Below are 14,878 nucleotides of genomic sequence, written 5' to 3'. Positions count from 1 at the left end.
AAATTCTGAATTCATTATTTTCGTTTTATGAATTCCAATTTTTTGCAAACCCCCATCGAGTATCTCAAAGGCGTTGGCCCCAACAGGGCGTCATTGCTAAAGACAGAGCTTGGAATTCATACATTTCAAGACCTCATCCATTTATTTCCCAACCGGTATATTGACCGCACGCAATTCTATAAAATTGCGCAAATTCAGCCCACGAGTGCAGATATTCAAATCATTGGGAAAATAACCCACATTAAAACCGTGGAGCAAAAAAGAGGGAAACGGTTGGTTGCCACGTTTAGGGATGAAACCGGCTCGATGGAATTGGTCTGGTTTAGAGGTCACAAATGGATTAAAGAAAATTTAAAGTTGAATGTGCCATATGTTGTCTTCGGAAAAGCAAATCATTTCAACCACAGTTATTCCATGCCACACCCCGAAATGGAATTACTTTCGGAATACGAAAAAGGGCTCAAAGCAACCATGCAACCCGTTTACCCGTCCACCGAAAAATTGGCCAATAGCAACATAACAAATAGAGTAATTTTAGGTTTGTTGGCAACGCTCTTTTCTGAAATTAAAACCAATCAAAAAGAGACACTTTCAAAACCCATTTTAAATGAGCTGAAATTACTCCCAAAAGGAGAAGCCATTCGTAACATACATTTTCCCGAAAGTCAGGAAAAATTAGCGAGAGCACAATACCGATTAAAGTTTGAAGAGTTGTTCTATATCCAACTCCAATTATTACTAAAAAACCTCATTCACAAAAACAAAATAAAAGGCTATCCCTTTACTGAAATCGGAAACTATTTCAACACCTTTTACAGCGAACAATTACCCTTTGAATTGACCGATGCGCAGAAGCGAGTTGTTAAAGAAATTCGGTTTGATTTGGGGAGTAATGCACAAATGAATCGCCTACTCCAAGGGGATGTGGGAAGCGGAAAGACCATTGTTGCCTTCTTATCAATGTTAATGGCACTTGACAACGGTTTTCAAGCCTGTTTAATGGCGCCTACTGAAATTTTGTCAGTCCAGCACTACAACGGATTAAAAGAGTTGTGTAATAAATTGAATATCAGTATTTCAATACTAACTGGTTCAAGTAAAACTTCAGAAAGACGAGTGATACACGAATCTCTTGAAAATGGCGAATTAAACATCCTTGTAGGTACACATGCGTTGCTCGAAGACAAAGTGAAATTTAAAAATTTAGGGCTCGCTATTATTGATGAGCAACATCGTTTTGGCGTAGCACAAAGAAGTAAATTGTGGCATAAAAACGAGTACCCGCCACACATATTAGTGATGACCGCAACACCTATTCCTCGAACTCTTGCAATGAGCGTTTATGGCGACCTTGACATTAGCGTTATTGACGAACTTCCACCCGGAAGAAAAGACATAAAAACAGTGCATCGGTTTGATGCCAATAGGTTGAAGGTTTTTGGGTTTATTAGAGATGAAATTTCTTTGGGAAGACAGGTATATATTGTGTATCCATTAATACAAGAAAGTGAGGCTTTAGATTACAAGGATTTAATGGATGGCTATGAAAGTATTTCTAGGGAATTTCAGCAGCCAAAATATCAGATATCCATTGTGCATGGACAAATGAAAGCAGCCGACAAGGAGTTTGAAATGAACCGTTTTATAAAAGGTGAAACCCAAATAATGGTTGCGACAACCGTTATTGAAGTTGGGGTTAATGTGCCAAATGCATCAGTAATGGTCATTGAGAGTGCGGAACGTTTTGGTCTTTCACAATTGCACCAATTGCGCGGGCGCGTAGGTCGCGGTGCAGAGCAGAGTTATTGTATTTTGATGACGAGCCATAAATTGAGTGAAGATGCAAAAACGAGAATCAAAACAATGACCAGCACCAGTGACGGCTTTGAAATTGCCGAAGTAGATTTAAAACTCCGTGGCCCGGGCGATATTATGGGAACACAACAAAGTGGCGTACTTAACTTAAAAATCGCAGATATCATCAAAGACACCGAAATTTTAAAAATTGCACGAAGTTATGCCCAAAAACTATTGAGAGAAGACCCCAATTTTTTAAAACCAGAAAACGAGTCTATTAAAAACAGCTATGCGCAATTAGTGAAGTATAAGAATATTTGGAATTATATTTCATGATTTATCAAAGATAATATCGTTATATAAGCACTTAAAAATTATATTTGCTGAAATAGCTAATGCATTATCAATGATTAAAAAGTCTCAAATTTCTAGTTTGTTGAGAAGTATAAATCTAATTTATACTAGTGATAAAATTCGATTTGAATTAGAGAAGCGCCGAATGAAAAAAAAGAATGACGCTTTTAAGGAAAACCATCCAGAAGTTGTACTTCCTCCAGATTATTTAATATACGAATCTTTTAAAATGGATTATGAAAGCTATTATGCTAGTGGTAAAAAAACTGCCGAACTACTTAAAGCACATTTTGAAAAGTACATTGAATTAAAGAACCTTAAAATTTTAGATTGGGGTTGTGGTCCAGGGAGAGTTATACGTCACCTTCCCGAGGTTATTGGCAATGATTGTAAATTCTATGGAACCGATTACAATTCAAAATCCATATATTGGTGTAAAAATAATTTAGAAGGAATACATTTTAACAATAACACACTTGAGGCATCCTTAATTTACGATGACAATACATTTGACATTATTTACGGTCTGTCCATATTTACGCACCTTTCAGAAAAAATGCACTACGAATGGTACAAAGAACTGCACCGTGTTTTAAAACCTGGTGGTTTTATGTTTATTTCTCTCCAAGGTGATAATTTTAAAGAGAAACTCACAGAAAATGAACTAAAAATATATAGTCGTGGAGATATTGTAGTTCGAGGCAAAGTAAAAGAAGGGCATAGAACTTTTTCCGCTTTCCACCCTACCCCTTTTGCTAAAAAACTCTTCAACAATGCTAAAATTGCAGAACATATTGTTTTAAAATCAGATACTAAAAGTTGGGTGCCTCAGGATATTTGGGTGGTAGAAAAAACGTAATTACTCCTTTACCAAACCACTAACAAACTCTTCAAAATCCTCAGTAAACTTAGTATACTCATCACCTGTAGCGGGTCCATTAAAGCCTGTGTGAATTCTACGAACCTCGCCTTTTTTATCGATGAATATAGTTGTAGGATAACTTAAAATATGATTGAGCATGGGTAATTTTTCATTTGCTTTTTGCTTGCTGCTCGTTCCATATTGTGCCAGTAAAATGGGATAGGGAACACCAACAGACTCCTTAAACTTGGTAATAGACTTCATAGCACTTTCTTCGGTTTTTGCGTACTCGAAAGCTAATGCTACCATTTCTAGATTCTCGCTTTTATTATCATTATAATATTCGGTAAAGTATTTTGTTTCGTCAAGACAATTGGGGCACCACGTTCCCATGATTTGAACAAGTACCACTTTATCTTTAAATCTATCATCTACCAATGAAACCTCTTTTCCGCTGGTATCTTTAAAAGTGAATTCAATTTTATCAAATCCTTCTTTTAAATAAGTTAGAGAATCTGAATTGGGCAATTGGTATTCATTATTAAGCTTTGCCGTAAAAGGTTCTTTCCAATGGTTGCCGCTATAAAAAATACCATTCATTGTGCTATCACTCACCTTTGCTTCAAACAAAAATGCATGCGCTCCGTCAAAAGTAGAAAGTTTTAAAGAGTCTCCCTCAATCATTCCATCAAGATAGCGATAGTCACCTGTGGTTGTTCTAAAAGTTCCTTGAACCTTATTACCCGTTTGTTCAAAAATACCCTTTGCAATGTATCTATCAGTTGGATTATCAGGACTAAAAACCGTTTCCCAAGCACCCGTAATTATTACCGTAGGTGCTCCTTTGATTTTAAATCTTTTTGCTTTTCCAGCGTACATATAAAAAGGCACAACCCTATCCAGACTTGGACTAATAAAGTTTCCCGTAATCGTATCTGTTGAATAAATCCCTTTAAAAATTCCTTCAAAGACAGGATGCTCGATATAAACGCTATCGCCAAAAAACGTAATATTATCAACATCGATTCGCTCTTCGGCATTTTGAATACTAATTTTTGAACCTTTTTCCCACTCAAGGTTAAATGGAATCTCTCTCCCCTCATCAAGTGTTAATGCAGCCCTCCAAGTTCCATCTTTTGGGAATTTCTGCTCTGCCTTTTGGCATGCAAAAATCATTAACACGGTAAGTAGCAATAAAACGTTTTTCATATAGGATGTTTTAAAATCTTTAAACCGAAAGTGATAAAAGTACTTACATTAAATGTTGTAAATGTTATCTTTGCCGTTCTTTAAGAAAACTTTATAATGAAGATCTCATACAACTGGCTAAAACAATTTATCAAAATAGACTGGGATGCCGAAAAGACCGGCGAACTCCTAACAGACCTCGGACTCGAAATTGAAGGAATAGAACATTTCTCATCGGTTAAAGGTGGACTAAAAGGCATTGTTGTTGGACATGTACTTTCATGCGAACAACACACCAATGCAGACCGTTTAAAAGTGACCAAAGTTGACATTGGTGACGGTAACATAGTACAGATTGTTTGTGGCGCGCCCAATGTTGCCGCTGGTCAAAAAGTACCCGTAGCAACCGTGGGAACTACTTTGTACGAAGCTGAGGGAAAACCTTGGCAGATAAATAAAGGAAAAATTAGAGGCGAAGTAAGCGAAGGAATGATTTGCGCCGAAGATGAACTAGGACTAGGAAAAGACCATGGAGGAATCATGGTATTAGATAAAAATTGTATTCCTGGAACACTGGCTTCGGAAATATTAAAGGTTGAAAATGATTTGGTTTTTGAAATAGGACTGACTCCCAACCGTGCTGATGCTATGAGTCATTGGGGTGTTGCACGAGATTTGAGAGCAGGATTGATGCAAAAAGATATTTCAATGGAATTGATAACGCCATCCACCTCAAATTTTAGGGTTGTGGAGCGTACTAGAAAAGTTGAAATTAAAGTAGAAAACACTGAACTTGCTCCACGATATTGCGGTGTTAATATTTCAGAAGTAGTCGTACAAGAGTCGCCCGCATGGCTAAAAAATAGATTGAAATCTATTGGACTCGCGCCCATCAATAACATTGTTGATATTACAAATTATGTGTTGCACGAGCTTGGACAACCTTTGCACGCTTTTGACGGGGCAAAGATTGATGGAAATATAGTTTCGGTGAAAACGCTTCCGGCTGGCACAAAATTTACAACATTGGATGGTGTTGAGCGCACTTTGCACGAAGAGGATTTAATGATCTGTAACGAAACTGGCCCCATGTGTATCGCAGGAGTTTTTGGTGGGATGGATAGCGGTGTTAAAAATAATACTTCGAGCATTTTCTTGGAAAGCGCCTATTTTAATCCTGTGAGTATTCGCAAAACTGCAAAAAGACATGGTTTAAATACAGATGCTTCTTTTCGTTTTGAAAGAGGAATTGATCCAAACATTACAGAATATGCTTTAAAACGTGCGGCAATCATGATCTGTGAAATTGCAGGCGGAAAAATAAGTAGCGATTTGGTCGATATTTATCCAAAAAAGATTGAAGACCACCAAGTATTCTTGAATTATGGTAAAGCCAATAGATTGATTGGGGAAGAAATTTCAAAAGAAACCATAAAGAGAATCCTAAGTTCACTCGAGATTAAAGTGAATAATGTGACCGAAACGGGCATTGGAATGACTATTCCCGCGTATCGCAACGATGTTACGAGAGAGGCCGATGTAATTGAAGAAGTTCTCCGTATTTATGGCTATAACAATATTAAGACAACACAAAAGCTAAACGCTTCCATAGCAACTACACAGGGCGTTCAAGACTATAAAATTCAAAATAAGGCAGCAGCACTTTTGACGGGAATAGGTTTTAACGAGATGCTCAACAACTCGCTTACCTCCCCCAAGTATTTGGAGCTGAGCCCTAGTTTGAACAGCGAGAACAATGTAGCGATGCTCAATCCTTTGAGCCAAGAATTATCGGTTTTGCGACAGTCTATGTTATTTGGCGGTCTCGAATCTCTCGCTTATAATTTAAACCGAAAAACAACAAACATCAAGCTTTTTGAGTTTGGAAAAACTTACCACAATTATAGTGGAAAAAGAGAAGAATTGAGTCATTTGTCATTATTGATTTCTGGCAATATAACTGAAGATAGCTGGAATGAAAACCCACCGAAAAAAAGTGACTTTTTCTTCGGAAAAGGAGTGGCAATGGCGCTTCTTGAGCGATTGGGAATTACAGAAACTACTGAAAAAGAATTGAAAAACTCATTATTTTCTGAAGGTATCTTGATATCGAAAAAGAAGAAAGCGCTGGTTGAATTTGGAGTGATCTCAAAAAAAGTCACAAAATATTTTGGTATTGACGCTGAAGTAATCTACGCAGATTTTCAATGGAACAACATTCTTTCTAAAATTTCTATTAAAAACTTTACGGTTCAACCCATTTCTAAATTCCCGAAAGTAAAAAAGGATTTCTCTTTGTTACTGGACGAGAACGTTTCATTTTCAGAGTTAAAAAATACCGCTTTTCAAACGGAGCGCGGATTACTCAAAGAGGTACATCTTTTTGATGTTTACACAGGCAAAAATCTTCCGAAGGGAAAGAAATCGTATGCATTGAGTTTTACGTTACAAGACGAAAACAAAACATTGACCGACAAACAAATCGATAAAATCATGGGCAAATTGCAACAGCGATTTGAAAGTTATTATGGGGCGAGCCTTCGGTAGTTGGTAGTTGGTAGTTGGTAGCTTAAAATTTAAAAATCCCCAAAACATTAGTTGTTTTGGGGATTTTTAAATTCGTTTCTCTACTTTATTATATTACTCTACAACTGCTGAAAACGCCATTCCATCTATAATATGAAAGAAACCATTTTTATGGTAAAAATTTGTGTCAATGAGTGTTGCTTGATTTCCTTCGGAATCTTTTAAGATAATTGTGTCTCCTTTCATCGTTGCCGTAAGCTTTGTATTTTGTAGTGTCAAGAAACTTGCCGAACCATTATTTGTTTGAATTGCTTTTTTAACGGAAGTAGCATCTAGCCTTCCCGGAACGCTATGAGATTTAAACATATTTTTCAATGTCTCTGTATTTGCCATAAAGGCTTCTCGCTGTTCTTTTTCCATATCGTTGAACACTTTGTCTGTCATTACGAAAACGGTTACCATTTCAACTTGAGCGAGCTCTTTTGCCAATGTTTCGTTCGCTAAAATTTGGCTTACATACATAAACGACGTGCTTTCGGCTAGATTTTCGGCAAGTGTGTTTGCGCCTGAAAATGTAGCTCCATTATAATCTTTTGTAACGTTATTTGCTACTTTGTTTTTGTACTTCTGAGCTGTCATTGAAAACGAGGTTACGACCAATAATGCAAATACTATATGTTTCATATTTTTAAAATTTCAGAAATTAAACTTGTTAAAAGCAAAGGTACAAACTATGTACCATAACGTTAGGTTTTATTAAATAGTTGATTAAAAGCGTTAAAATATCTAATCGTCTTGTTTTTTAATTGCGTTGCTCGTAAATTTAGATAAAAATAATTTGCAATGATTTCACGAACCAATATTAAAACACAATTAGAGAAGACAAGGGCAAAAAGAATTGGCGAATCTTCTATTTTAAATGAAGTTGAAGCTATATTCAACAAGAATGAACTTGAAAGAAATTTGATAAGGGATAGGTTAGAAAATAAATCTATTTCAAATGAAAACCAGTTTGATTTTGATTTGCTCTTTTCAGAAAACATCTATCACATTGATGACATTAAAAAACTTTGTGTGGATTACAGATTGCGGTTTTTAGATTCAAGATATTTTAAAGGTCCTTTCCCCGATGAAGCAATTTCAAAAATAAGGGGTTTAGAAAAAGAACATGACACCACTTTAAAAGGCTTTAAGATTGTCGCACCCGCAAAATTAATGAAACTTGAAAATGCAGATGACCCGCTTTTACTAGCTCCTATGGGAAATGATTATTTTTATTTGATTCATAAATGGGGTAGAGATTTACATCCTTTTAGAAAATTACTCATGTGGCCTTACAAGAGTTTTGAAAATCTTATTGTAGCTATTTTATGCCTCAGTATTGTACTCACAATGCTCGTGCCCATGGGTTTATTTTCCAGAGGAAATATAAATCAAGAATACGTTTTAATGTTCCTGTTTATGTTTAAAGGAGTGGCTGGTATCGTGCTTTTTTACGGTTTTGCCAAAGGAAAAAACTTTAACGGAGCTATCTGGAACAGCAAATATTATAATGCTTAAAAAATCCAAAAATGGAATCTGAAAAAGAAACAGTTAGAATATTTACCGACCCAGCAATGATTGGTCAAGGTTTAATTGCAAGATTAAATGAACTTGGTATATCGCCAATAGTAAAGGACGACCATCAAAGTGGCATAACCGGTGGGTTTGCCGCAGGTATTCCAAATCAAGTAAGATTGTTTATAAGGCAAGAAGAACTATCAAAATCAAAAAAAATTATTGATGCGTATTTAAAAGAAGTCGGCGAGAATTAATTGCTGAAATTTAAAAAAAAAGCCGCTAATCAAATTGATTAAGCGGCTTTCTTGTGTTGCTTCTTATATTATGCGGTTACAGCATACATTTTATCGCGCTGTTCTTTGATTTTTGGGTCGTTCATATAATCGTCAAACGTCATATATCTATCAATAACTCCGTTAGGTGTTAGCTCAATCACTCTGTTACCAACTGTTTGGGCAAACTCGTGGTCATGGGTTGTAAACATAACCGTCCCTTTAAAGTTTTTTAGAGAGTTGTTGAACGCTGTAATAGATTCTAAGTCTAAGTGATTTGTAGGCTCGTCAAGCATTAACACATTGGCACGCATCATCATCATTCTGCTAAGCATACAACGCACTTTTTCTCCACCTGAAAGCACGCTACATTTTTTCAATGCCTCTTCCCCACTAAAAATCATTTTTCCAAGGAAACCACGAATGTGTACTTCCTCTCTTTCCTCTTCAGTTTTTGCCCATTGGCGCAACCAATCTACAAGTGTATCTTCACTTTCAAAAAAGTGGTGGTTGTCCAATGGCAAATAACTCTGGTTTGTTGTTACGCCCCAATTATATTCGCCTTCATCAGCCTTTTCATTTCCTGAAATTATTTGATAAAATGCTGTCGTTGCTCTTGAATCTCTTGAATAGACAACCACCTTATCTCCTTTTGCGAGGTTAATATTTACATTTTTGAATAAAACATCATCTTCTAAAGATGCAGAGAGGTTTTCAATATTTAAAATTTGGTCACCAGCTTCGCGTTCTCTTTCAAAAATAATTGCTGGGTATCTTCGGCTTGACGGTTTAATGCTACTTACATCAAGTTTTTCAATCATCTTCTTTCTACTCGTTGCCTGCTTTGATTTTGCAACGTTTGCAGAAAATCTTCGGATAAATTCTTCTAACTCTTTCTTTTTTTCTTCTGCTTTTTTGTTCTGTTGTGCTCTTTGACGAGAAGCTAATTGGCTACTCTCGTACCAAAATGTGTAATTCCCGCTAAAGTGATTAATTTTTCCGAAGTCAATATCACTTATGTGTGTACAAACCGCATCCAAAAAGTGTCTATCGTGCGATACTACAATCACACAAGCATCATAATTTGCCAAGAAGTTTTCCAACCAACCTATGGTTTCGTAATCCAGGTCGTTTGTTGGCTCATCCATTATTAACACATCTGGATTTCCAAAAAGCGCCTGTGCAAGAAGAATACGTACTTTCTGTTTTCCGTCAACATCACTCATCATCATGTAATGCAAGCTCTCATCTATACCTAAATTTGACAATAATGCAGCTGCGTCACTATCTGCATTCCAGCCATTCATCTCTTCAAAAATTACTTGAAGCTCGCCTATTTTTTCAGCATTTTCGTCTGTGTAATCTGCATAAAGCGCATCAATTTGAGCTTTGATTTCAAACAATTCTTTATTTCCTCTTACTACAGTTTCTAAAACTGGATAGTCATCATACGCATTGTGATTTTGCTCAAGGACAGACATGCGTTTACCATGCTCTAAATGAACACTCCCCGAAGTTGGGTCTTGCTTGCCTGAAATGATTTTCAAAAAAGTAGATTTACCGGCACCATTGGCACCAATAATACCATAACAATTGCCTGAAACAAATTGCGTATTTACCTCGTCAAAAAGGATACGTTTACCAAATTGTACTGATAAATTTGAAACTGAAAGCATAAAATAATTTCTTGTTTAAAATGTTGCGCAAAAGTAGTCAATAAAGGCACATCTTTAAAACTTTAAAAGTCTTAAAATCATTTTAACGTGGCATTAACAAAAGGCTTACCGAGAGAGGTTTATATTTGTCTTTATAAAACCCCCATTCTTTGATTAAAAAATTACTGGTCGCACTTTTATTATTGCCTTTTTTATCTTGTCAAAACAATGGTAAGAAAAAGGATATGACCTATTTAGGAGGCCAGATAATTAATCCTGTTTCCAATTATGTTGTTTTGAGCCACTTCGATTCTAAAAACGATACCATAAAATTAGATGATAATGGATCTTTCAGTTTTTCTTGTGAATCTTTAGAAACTGGACTTTATACATTTAGACATGGGGAAATTCAATTTTTCTATTTGGAAAAAGGAGATAGTTTATTGTTTAGAGTAAATACCGTTGACTTTGACGAGTCTTTAGCTTTTTCTGGAAGAGGTGCGGAAAAAAATAATTTTTTAGCAGGTCTCTTTCTTAAAAATGAAGCAGTAGCAGAAAAGTTACCAAGCTTTTACAGATTATCGCCTAAAAAGTATAACGCGAAAATAGATTCTATTTCAAAGCGCCAAATGAAATCTCTTGACGAACTTGGTAAGAATATTTCTTTGAGCGAAGATTTTATAAAAATTGCAAAAGGTACTATCGACTACAACAGCTATTCTCAAAAAGAGCGCTATATAGGTGCAAAGTTTTCAGACAATCGAGAAGGGTATCCAAATGAAATTCCCGCGAGTTTTTATGATTTCAGAAATAAAATAGCTTATAACGATTCAGCCCTGCAAAATCATTATGCCTACAATAGATTTTTAAATAGACATTTTGAAAATCTGACAATGAACAAAATTAACGACGGTACAGCCGATGCAGATTTCAAACAACAAAAATATAAGCTAAAACTTATCGACAGTCTAATCGATAATCAAAATTTAAAAAACACGCTATTACGCTCTAACTTACGTAGGTATTTAATAGACACTCATGATAACAGTAAAGATGCCGATTTGATTGCATTATTCAATAATCTTGACACTATTGAACGGCATCAAAAAGAAATTCAAAAATATGCCGAAATCACTTCACGAATGGGGAAGGGAAAAATAATTCCTGAAATTTTACTTGTGAACGTGAGAAATGAATCTGTTATGCTGGCAGATTTACTTGAGAGAAAGACTGTCGTCTTCTTTTGGTCTGGCAATTCTATTGGTCATTTTAGAGAAATCCATGCACGAATAGCAGAGCTTAAAGATAAATTTCCTGAATATGATTACCTAGGTATAAATATTGATGATCATTTCAAAAAATGGCAAAAAACGGTACTTGCATCTGGCTTCAATACAGAGCGAGAATTTCAATTTGAGAATGACACAAAATCTGAAAATGAATTGTTGATCAATTCAGTAAACAAGGTAATTATCCTTGATACCAATAGTGCAATCATAGATACCTATTCAAATATTTTTAATCAAAGGTTTGAAACAAAACTGCTAGGTTATATCAATTAAAAAAGGGCCTTCAAATATTTGAAAACCCTTCTTCTTTTTTTCTCTTCGGAAATATATTACATTAAATTTATCTTGTTTCAGTAACCATTGAAACAAACAACTTTCTGTCTAGTTTCCTTTTTTATAATCTTCTAAAAATTTAGCAAGTCCAATATCTGTTAATGGATGTTTCAGCAACCCTTCAATAGAAGATAGTGGTCCTGTCATTACATCTGCTCCTAATTTTGCACATTCAAGAACGTGCATTGTGTGACGAACTGATGCCGCTAAAATTTGTGTTTCAAAAGCATAATTGTCATAAATAAGTCTAATTTCAGCAATAAGCCCAAGTCCGTCTGTTGAAATATCATCCAGTCGCCCTATAAATGGTGAAACATACGTTGCACCAGCTTTTGCAGCAAGCAATGCCTGTCCTGCCGAAAATACCAACGTACAATTCGTACGAATTCCATTATCGCTAAAATATTTTATTGCTTTGATTCCCTCTTTTATCATTGGGACTTTCACTACGATTTGAGGATGCAACTCAGCAAGTGCTTCGCCCTCCTTAATCATCCCCTTTAAATCTGTTGAAATCACCTCTGCCGAAACATCGCCGTCAACAATATTGCAAATCTTTACATAATGCTTTAAAATATTGTCGTGACCAGTAATGCCTTCTTTTGCCATTAAGGAAGGATTTGTAGTCACTCCGTCAAGTACGCCTAGCGCTTGTGCTTCTTTAATTTGGTCGAGGTTTGCAGTATCAATAAAAAATTTCATAGGTTTTGTTTGATTAAAATTTCAGGATAAAAATAAGGAAGAAATTTGTGACACTTTTATAAAGTGACAACAAGTTATCAATGGCATCAAATTGAAAATAGAAGTGAAAGAATTTAGTATTACAATTTATAGTGCTTCATTAACATTTTCTCATACATTCTTGAAGGCAATACTTTTTTGAGTCCGATAGAAAGTTTTTGCATTGCGGCCCCTACTCTATAGTGTACTTTTGGTTTTGGTGTTTGGATAATTGACAATACTACTTTTGCCATTTCTTTAGGGTCATTACCTCCGTCAACATGCTCGTCCATCATTTTTAGCGTATCGCCATAAGCTTGCTTATAAGGCGAATTATCTAGCACTGGGGCATGATATCTTCCGGCGGCAATATTGGTTGCAAAATCACCGGGAGCGATATTTGTCATTTGTATGCCAAACTGTTGCACCTCCATTCTATAAGCCTCTGTAATTAATTCCAGTGCACCTTTTGTTGCGCTATAAACACCGCGATAGGGCAATCCCATATATCCGGCAATCGAAGTAATATTAATGATGTGGCCACTCCCCTGTTTGCGCATGTGCGGGAGCGCGGCGTTTATCATTTCGATTGGGCCAAAAAGATTGGTGCTGAAAGCTTTTTTAATTTCGGGTGTTGGGGTTTCTTCCATGGGGCCCGTAATTCCCACGCCTGCATTATTGACCAAGACGTCAATTTTTCCTTCGGCGGCAATCACTTCTGAAATGCAATTTTTAATGCTTTCTGAATCTGTTACATCGAGCGCTACTAATTTAAATGGAAATGTAGCATCAAAGCGCTGCGGATTTCGGCTCGTGCCATAAACAGTATATCCTTTTGTGGAAAGATACTCTCCTATCGCCTTCCCAATTCCCGAAGAACCTCCTGTAATTACTACAACTTTTGCCATGTCAACTGCCCGCAAACGCGAGAAATTTTAAATTATCATCAAGTTGCAAAGATGCATTTACTATGGGATGTATGCAAGGGATATTTTTGGGGAGAAAAATGAAATAATATACCAGTTAAATTTCTGAAGAAAAAAACACGAGAATAACTACAATTTATTAAATACCAATAATTTAAGAATTCAATAAAAGTAAGCGATGTTCTACTTAGATGGAGATACAAATATTACTGAATGGGTTTAATCGCTTTTTGCTTTGAATGTAAGATATAAAATGGGAATGATAATCACCGCTGCCGAAATAATCAGTGAGGTCACCAATACAAATTTAAAGACGTAAAACAATACAACAAAGAAAATAATTGCTACAACGATACCTATGACGATTCCTTTCATTTTAATATTTTTTAGTAAACCTAAGGTAGAAAATATTTCTGTGATACGGGAAAGTGAAATTTGAAAGTTTTGTTAATTAAATTTTGGATGTTGGATTGGTGGCGTATTGTTTTTTCTGCGGGAATTTATGAGTTATATCCCTTGTTAGCAAATGTTTATTCTCCACAGTAATCATTATAGTAATAAACCATATCTTTTGCAGTTGACTTACGAAACTCTCCGCTACTTATTTTCTTTACCAAAATTTCACAATCAGAAAAATATGCTTTTGCTTTTCTTCTAAAATTTCCCGTCAATGCTATTGGAAATTCATCAGTTGATTTTTGAACATATATTTTAGTTGTAGAAAATTGTTGTTTTGATACACCAGTTGGAAAACCATTATTCATTCCATTATTAGAGTAAAAAGAAAATGTAGTTACATCAGAGTATAATTTTGTTTTTTCATTCACGAGCACTTCCAAAAGTGTTGCTGGTTCATTTGGTTTTAAATTCACATATTCAAATTCCGCACTCATTTAGAAACCATAAAAAATTATTTTTTTTACCATTAAATCTGTCCAAACGTCAGGTTCAACATCGCGAGAAATGCGAAATTTGATTTTATCAGCTTTGTATAATTCTCCGTAACCTTCAATCGAGTTTCCGTCATTAAAAAATAATTCCGCATCAGTATTTTGCGAAATGATTTGACCAACACAAAAAATGGTTAAAGTCAGAATTGTAATTATCCTCATTATTTTTTTTCTAAATATTTGCTAAGTTCTTGAATACGAACAGTGCGAGGGAGAATGGCTGTAGCCATTAGGTTGAGCACGAGCCGATTTTCACAAAGTCCGCTTTTTATTTTTTGTTTGTATCAAAAGTCGGATTTGTTAAAATTCGGCGACTTCCAAATATACCTTAACCTTTAATTAAGCGACAACTCCCGAATTGCTTATATGCGTCTTAAGTTTGATTTTTAATAATTACATAACTTTAAGTCATTAATCAGAAAGAACAAAAGAGAGGATTAAGGTTA

The 14,878-nt window shown here is 35.5% G+C and carries 14 protein-coding genes; 6 read left to right on the top strand and 8 right to left on the bottom strand.

The window, feature by feature from the left end; all coding sequences use genetic code 11:
- The first annotated feature begins 27 nt into the window (after positions 1-27).
- Complete coding sequence (gene recG / locus ACSHW7_RS05220; protein WP_435678279.1) at positions 28-2,133, top strand: ATP-dependent DNA helicase RecG; 2,106 nt, start codon at positions 28-30, stop codon at positions 2,131-2,133.
- A gap of 163 nt (positions 2,134-2,296) precedes the next feature.
- Entirely contained in the window at positions 2,297-3,010 is a 714-nt protein-coding gene (locus tag ACSHW7_RS05215) for a methyltransferase domain-containing protein (RefSeq protein WP_435678278.1), read from the top strand.
- On the opposite strand, the gene ACSHW7_RS05210 is transcribed toward ACSHW7_RS05215, so the two are convergent.
- Entirely contained in the window at positions 3,011-4,222 is a 1,212-nt protein-coding gene (locus tag ACSHW7_RS05210) for a peroxiredoxin family protein (RefSeq protein WP_435678277.1), read from the bottom strand.
- A 96-nt stretch (positions 4,223-4,318) separates the two neighbouring features.
- Between ACSHW7_RS05210 and pheT the strand changes: the two genes are divergently transcribed.
- On the top strand, positions 4,319-6,748 hold the full coding sequence (pheT, locus tag ACSHW7_RS05205; protein ID WP_435678276.1) for a phenylalanine--tRNA ligase subunit beta: 2,430 nt from the start codon (positions 4,319-4,321) through the stop codon (positions 6,746-6,748).
- A gap of 93 nt (positions 6,749-6,841) precedes the next feature.
- On the opposite strand, the gene ACSHW7_RS05200 is transcribed toward pheT, so the two are convergent.
- Complete coding sequence (locus ACSHW7_RS05200; protein ID WP_435678275.1) at positions 6,842-7,411, bottom strand: fasciclin domain-containing protein; 570 nt, start codon at positions 7,409-7,411, stop codon at positions 6,842-6,844.
- Between the two features lie 159 nt (positions 7,412-7,570).
- Between ACSHW7_RS05200 and ACSHW7_RS05195 the strand changes: the two genes are divergently transcribed.
- Together ACSHW7_RS05195 and ACSHW7_RS05190 are read left to right on the top strand one after the other, a co-directional pair.
- A complete protein-coding gene (locus tag ACSHW7_RS05195) occupies positions 7,571-8,287 on the top strand; it encodes a hypothetical protein (protein WP_435678274.1) in 717 nt (238 codons plus the stop codon).
- Positions 8,288-8,298: 11 nt separating this feature from the next.
- On the top strand, positions 8,299-8,541 hold the full coding sequence (locus ACSHW7_RS05190; RefSeq protein ID WP_435678273.1) for a hypothetical protein: 243 nt from the start codon (positions 8,299-8,301) through the stop codon (positions 8,539-8,541).
- 68 nt (positions 8,542-8,609) lie between these two features.
- On the opposite strand, the gene ACSHW7_RS05185 is transcribed toward ACSHW7_RS05190, so the two are convergent.
- A complete protein-coding gene (locus ACSHW7_RS05185) occupies positions 8,610-10,235 on the bottom strand; it encodes an ABC-F family ATP-binding cassette domain-containing protein (RefSeq protein WP_435678272.1) in 1,626 nt (541 codons plus the stop codon).
- Between the two features lie 149 nt (positions 10,236-10,384).
- Here ACSHW7_RS05185 and ACSHW7_RS05180 point away from each other — a divergent pair, with 149 nt between their 5' ends.
- Complete coding sequence (locus ACSHW7_RS05180) at positions 10,385-11,776, top strand: TlpA family protein disulfide reductase (protein ID WP_435678271.1); 1,392 nt, start codon at positions 10,385-10,387, stop codon at positions 11,774-11,776.
- A 108-nt stretch (positions 11,777-11,884) separates the two neighbouring features.
- Here ACSHW7_RS05180 and fsa read toward each other — a convergent pair whose 3' ends face one another.
- From fsa to ACSHW7_RS05155, 5 genes are all read right to left on the bottom strand, one after another.
- The gene (fsa, locus tag ACSHW7_RS05175) at positions 11,885-12,538 is read right to left on the bottom strand and encodes a fructose-6-phosphate aldolase (protein WP_435678270.1); all 654 of its coding nucleotides are present in this window, start codon (positions 12,536-12,538) and stop codon (positions 11,885-11,887) included.
- A 119-nt stretch (positions 12,539-12,657) separates the two neighbouring features.
- Positions 12,658-13,464, bottom strand: a complete 807-nt coding sequence (locus ACSHW7_RS05170) for an SDR family oxidoreductase (RefSeq protein WP_435678269.1) — start codon at positions 13,462-13,464, stop codon at positions 12,658-12,660.
- A 237-nt stretch (positions 13,465-13,701) separates the two neighbouring features.
- Positions 13,702-13,857: a hypothetical protein gene (locus ACSHW7_RS05165; RefSeq protein WP_435678268.1), complete on the bottom strand. Its 156-nt coding sequence runs from the start codon at positions 13,855-13,857 to the stop codon at positions 13,702-13,704.
- Between the two features lie 155 nt (positions 13,858-14,012).
- Entirely contained in the window at positions 14,013-14,354 is a 342-nt protein-coding gene (locus ACSHW7_RS05160; RefSeq protein WP_435678267.1) for a hypothetical protein, read from the bottom strand.
- Between the two features lie 21 nt (positions 14,355-14,375).
- Positions 14,376-14,594 (bottom strand): hypothetical protein, encoded by a 219-nt coding sequence (locus ACSHW7_RS05155; RefSeq protein WP_435678266.1) that lies wholly within the window; start codon positions 14,592-14,594, stop codon positions 14,376-14,378.
- Positions 14,595-14,878: the final 284 nt, after the last annotated feature.

Origin of the sequence: Patiriisocius sp. (assembly GCF_051252435.1) — a bacterium.
Lineage (GTDB): Bacteria > Bacteroidota > Bacteroidia > Flavobacteriales > Flavobacteriaceae > Patiriisocius.
Note: the sequence above shows the minus strand (reverse complement) of the source record. Positions and strands in the feature narration are given on the sequence as shown.

Excerpts from the sequence above, each read along its gene's own strand:
- recG (WP_435678279.1), top strand. The coding sequence starts at position 28 with ATGAATTCCAATTTTTTGCAAACCCCCATCGAGTATCTCAAAGGCGTT.
- ACSHW7_RS05215 (WP_435678278.1), top strand. The coding sequence starts at position 2,297 with ATGAAAAAAAAGAATGACGCTTTTAAGGAAAACCATCCAGAAGTTGTA.
- ACSHW7_RS05210 (WP_435678277.1), bottom strand. The coding sequence starts at position 4,222 with ATGAAAAACGTTTTATTGCTACTTACCGTGTTAATGATTTTTGCATGC.
- pheT (WP_435678276.1), top strand. The coding sequence starts at position 4,319 with ATGAAGATCTCATACAACTGGCTAAAACAATTTATCAAAATAGACTGG.
- ACSHW7_RS05200 (WP_435678275.1), bottom strand. The coding sequence starts at position 7,411 with ATGAAACATATAGTATTTGCATTATTGGTCGTAACCTCGTTTTCAATG.
- ACSHW7_RS05195 (WP_435678274.1), top strand. The coding sequence starts at position 7,571 with ATGATTTCACGAACCAATATTAAAACACAATTAGAGAAGACAAGGGCA.
- ACSHW7_RS05190 (WP_435678273.1), top strand. The coding sequence starts at position 8,299 with ATGGAATCTGAAAAAGAAACAGTTAGAATATTTACCGACCCAGCAATG.
- ACSHW7_RS05185 (WP_435678272.1), bottom strand. The coding sequence starts at position 10,235 with ATGCTTTCAGTTTCAAATTTATCAGTACAATTTGGTAAACGTATCCTT.
- fsa (WP_435678270.1), bottom strand. The coding sequence starts at position 12,538 with ATGAAATTTTTTATTGATACTGCAAACCTCGACCAAATTAAAGAAGCA.
- ACSHW7_RS05170 (WP_435678269.1), bottom strand. The coding sequence starts at position 13,464 with ATGGCAAAAGTTGTAGTAATTACAGGAGGTTCTTCGGGAATTGGGAAG.
- ACSHW7_RS05165 (WP_435678268.1), bottom strand. The coding sequence starts at position 13,857 with ATGAAAGGAATCGTCATAGGTATCGTTGTAGCAATTATTTTCTTTGTT.
- ACSHW7_RS05155 (WP_435678266.1), bottom strand. The coding sequence starts at position 14,594 with ATGAGGATAATTACAATTCTGACTTTAACCATTTTTTGTGTTGGTCAA.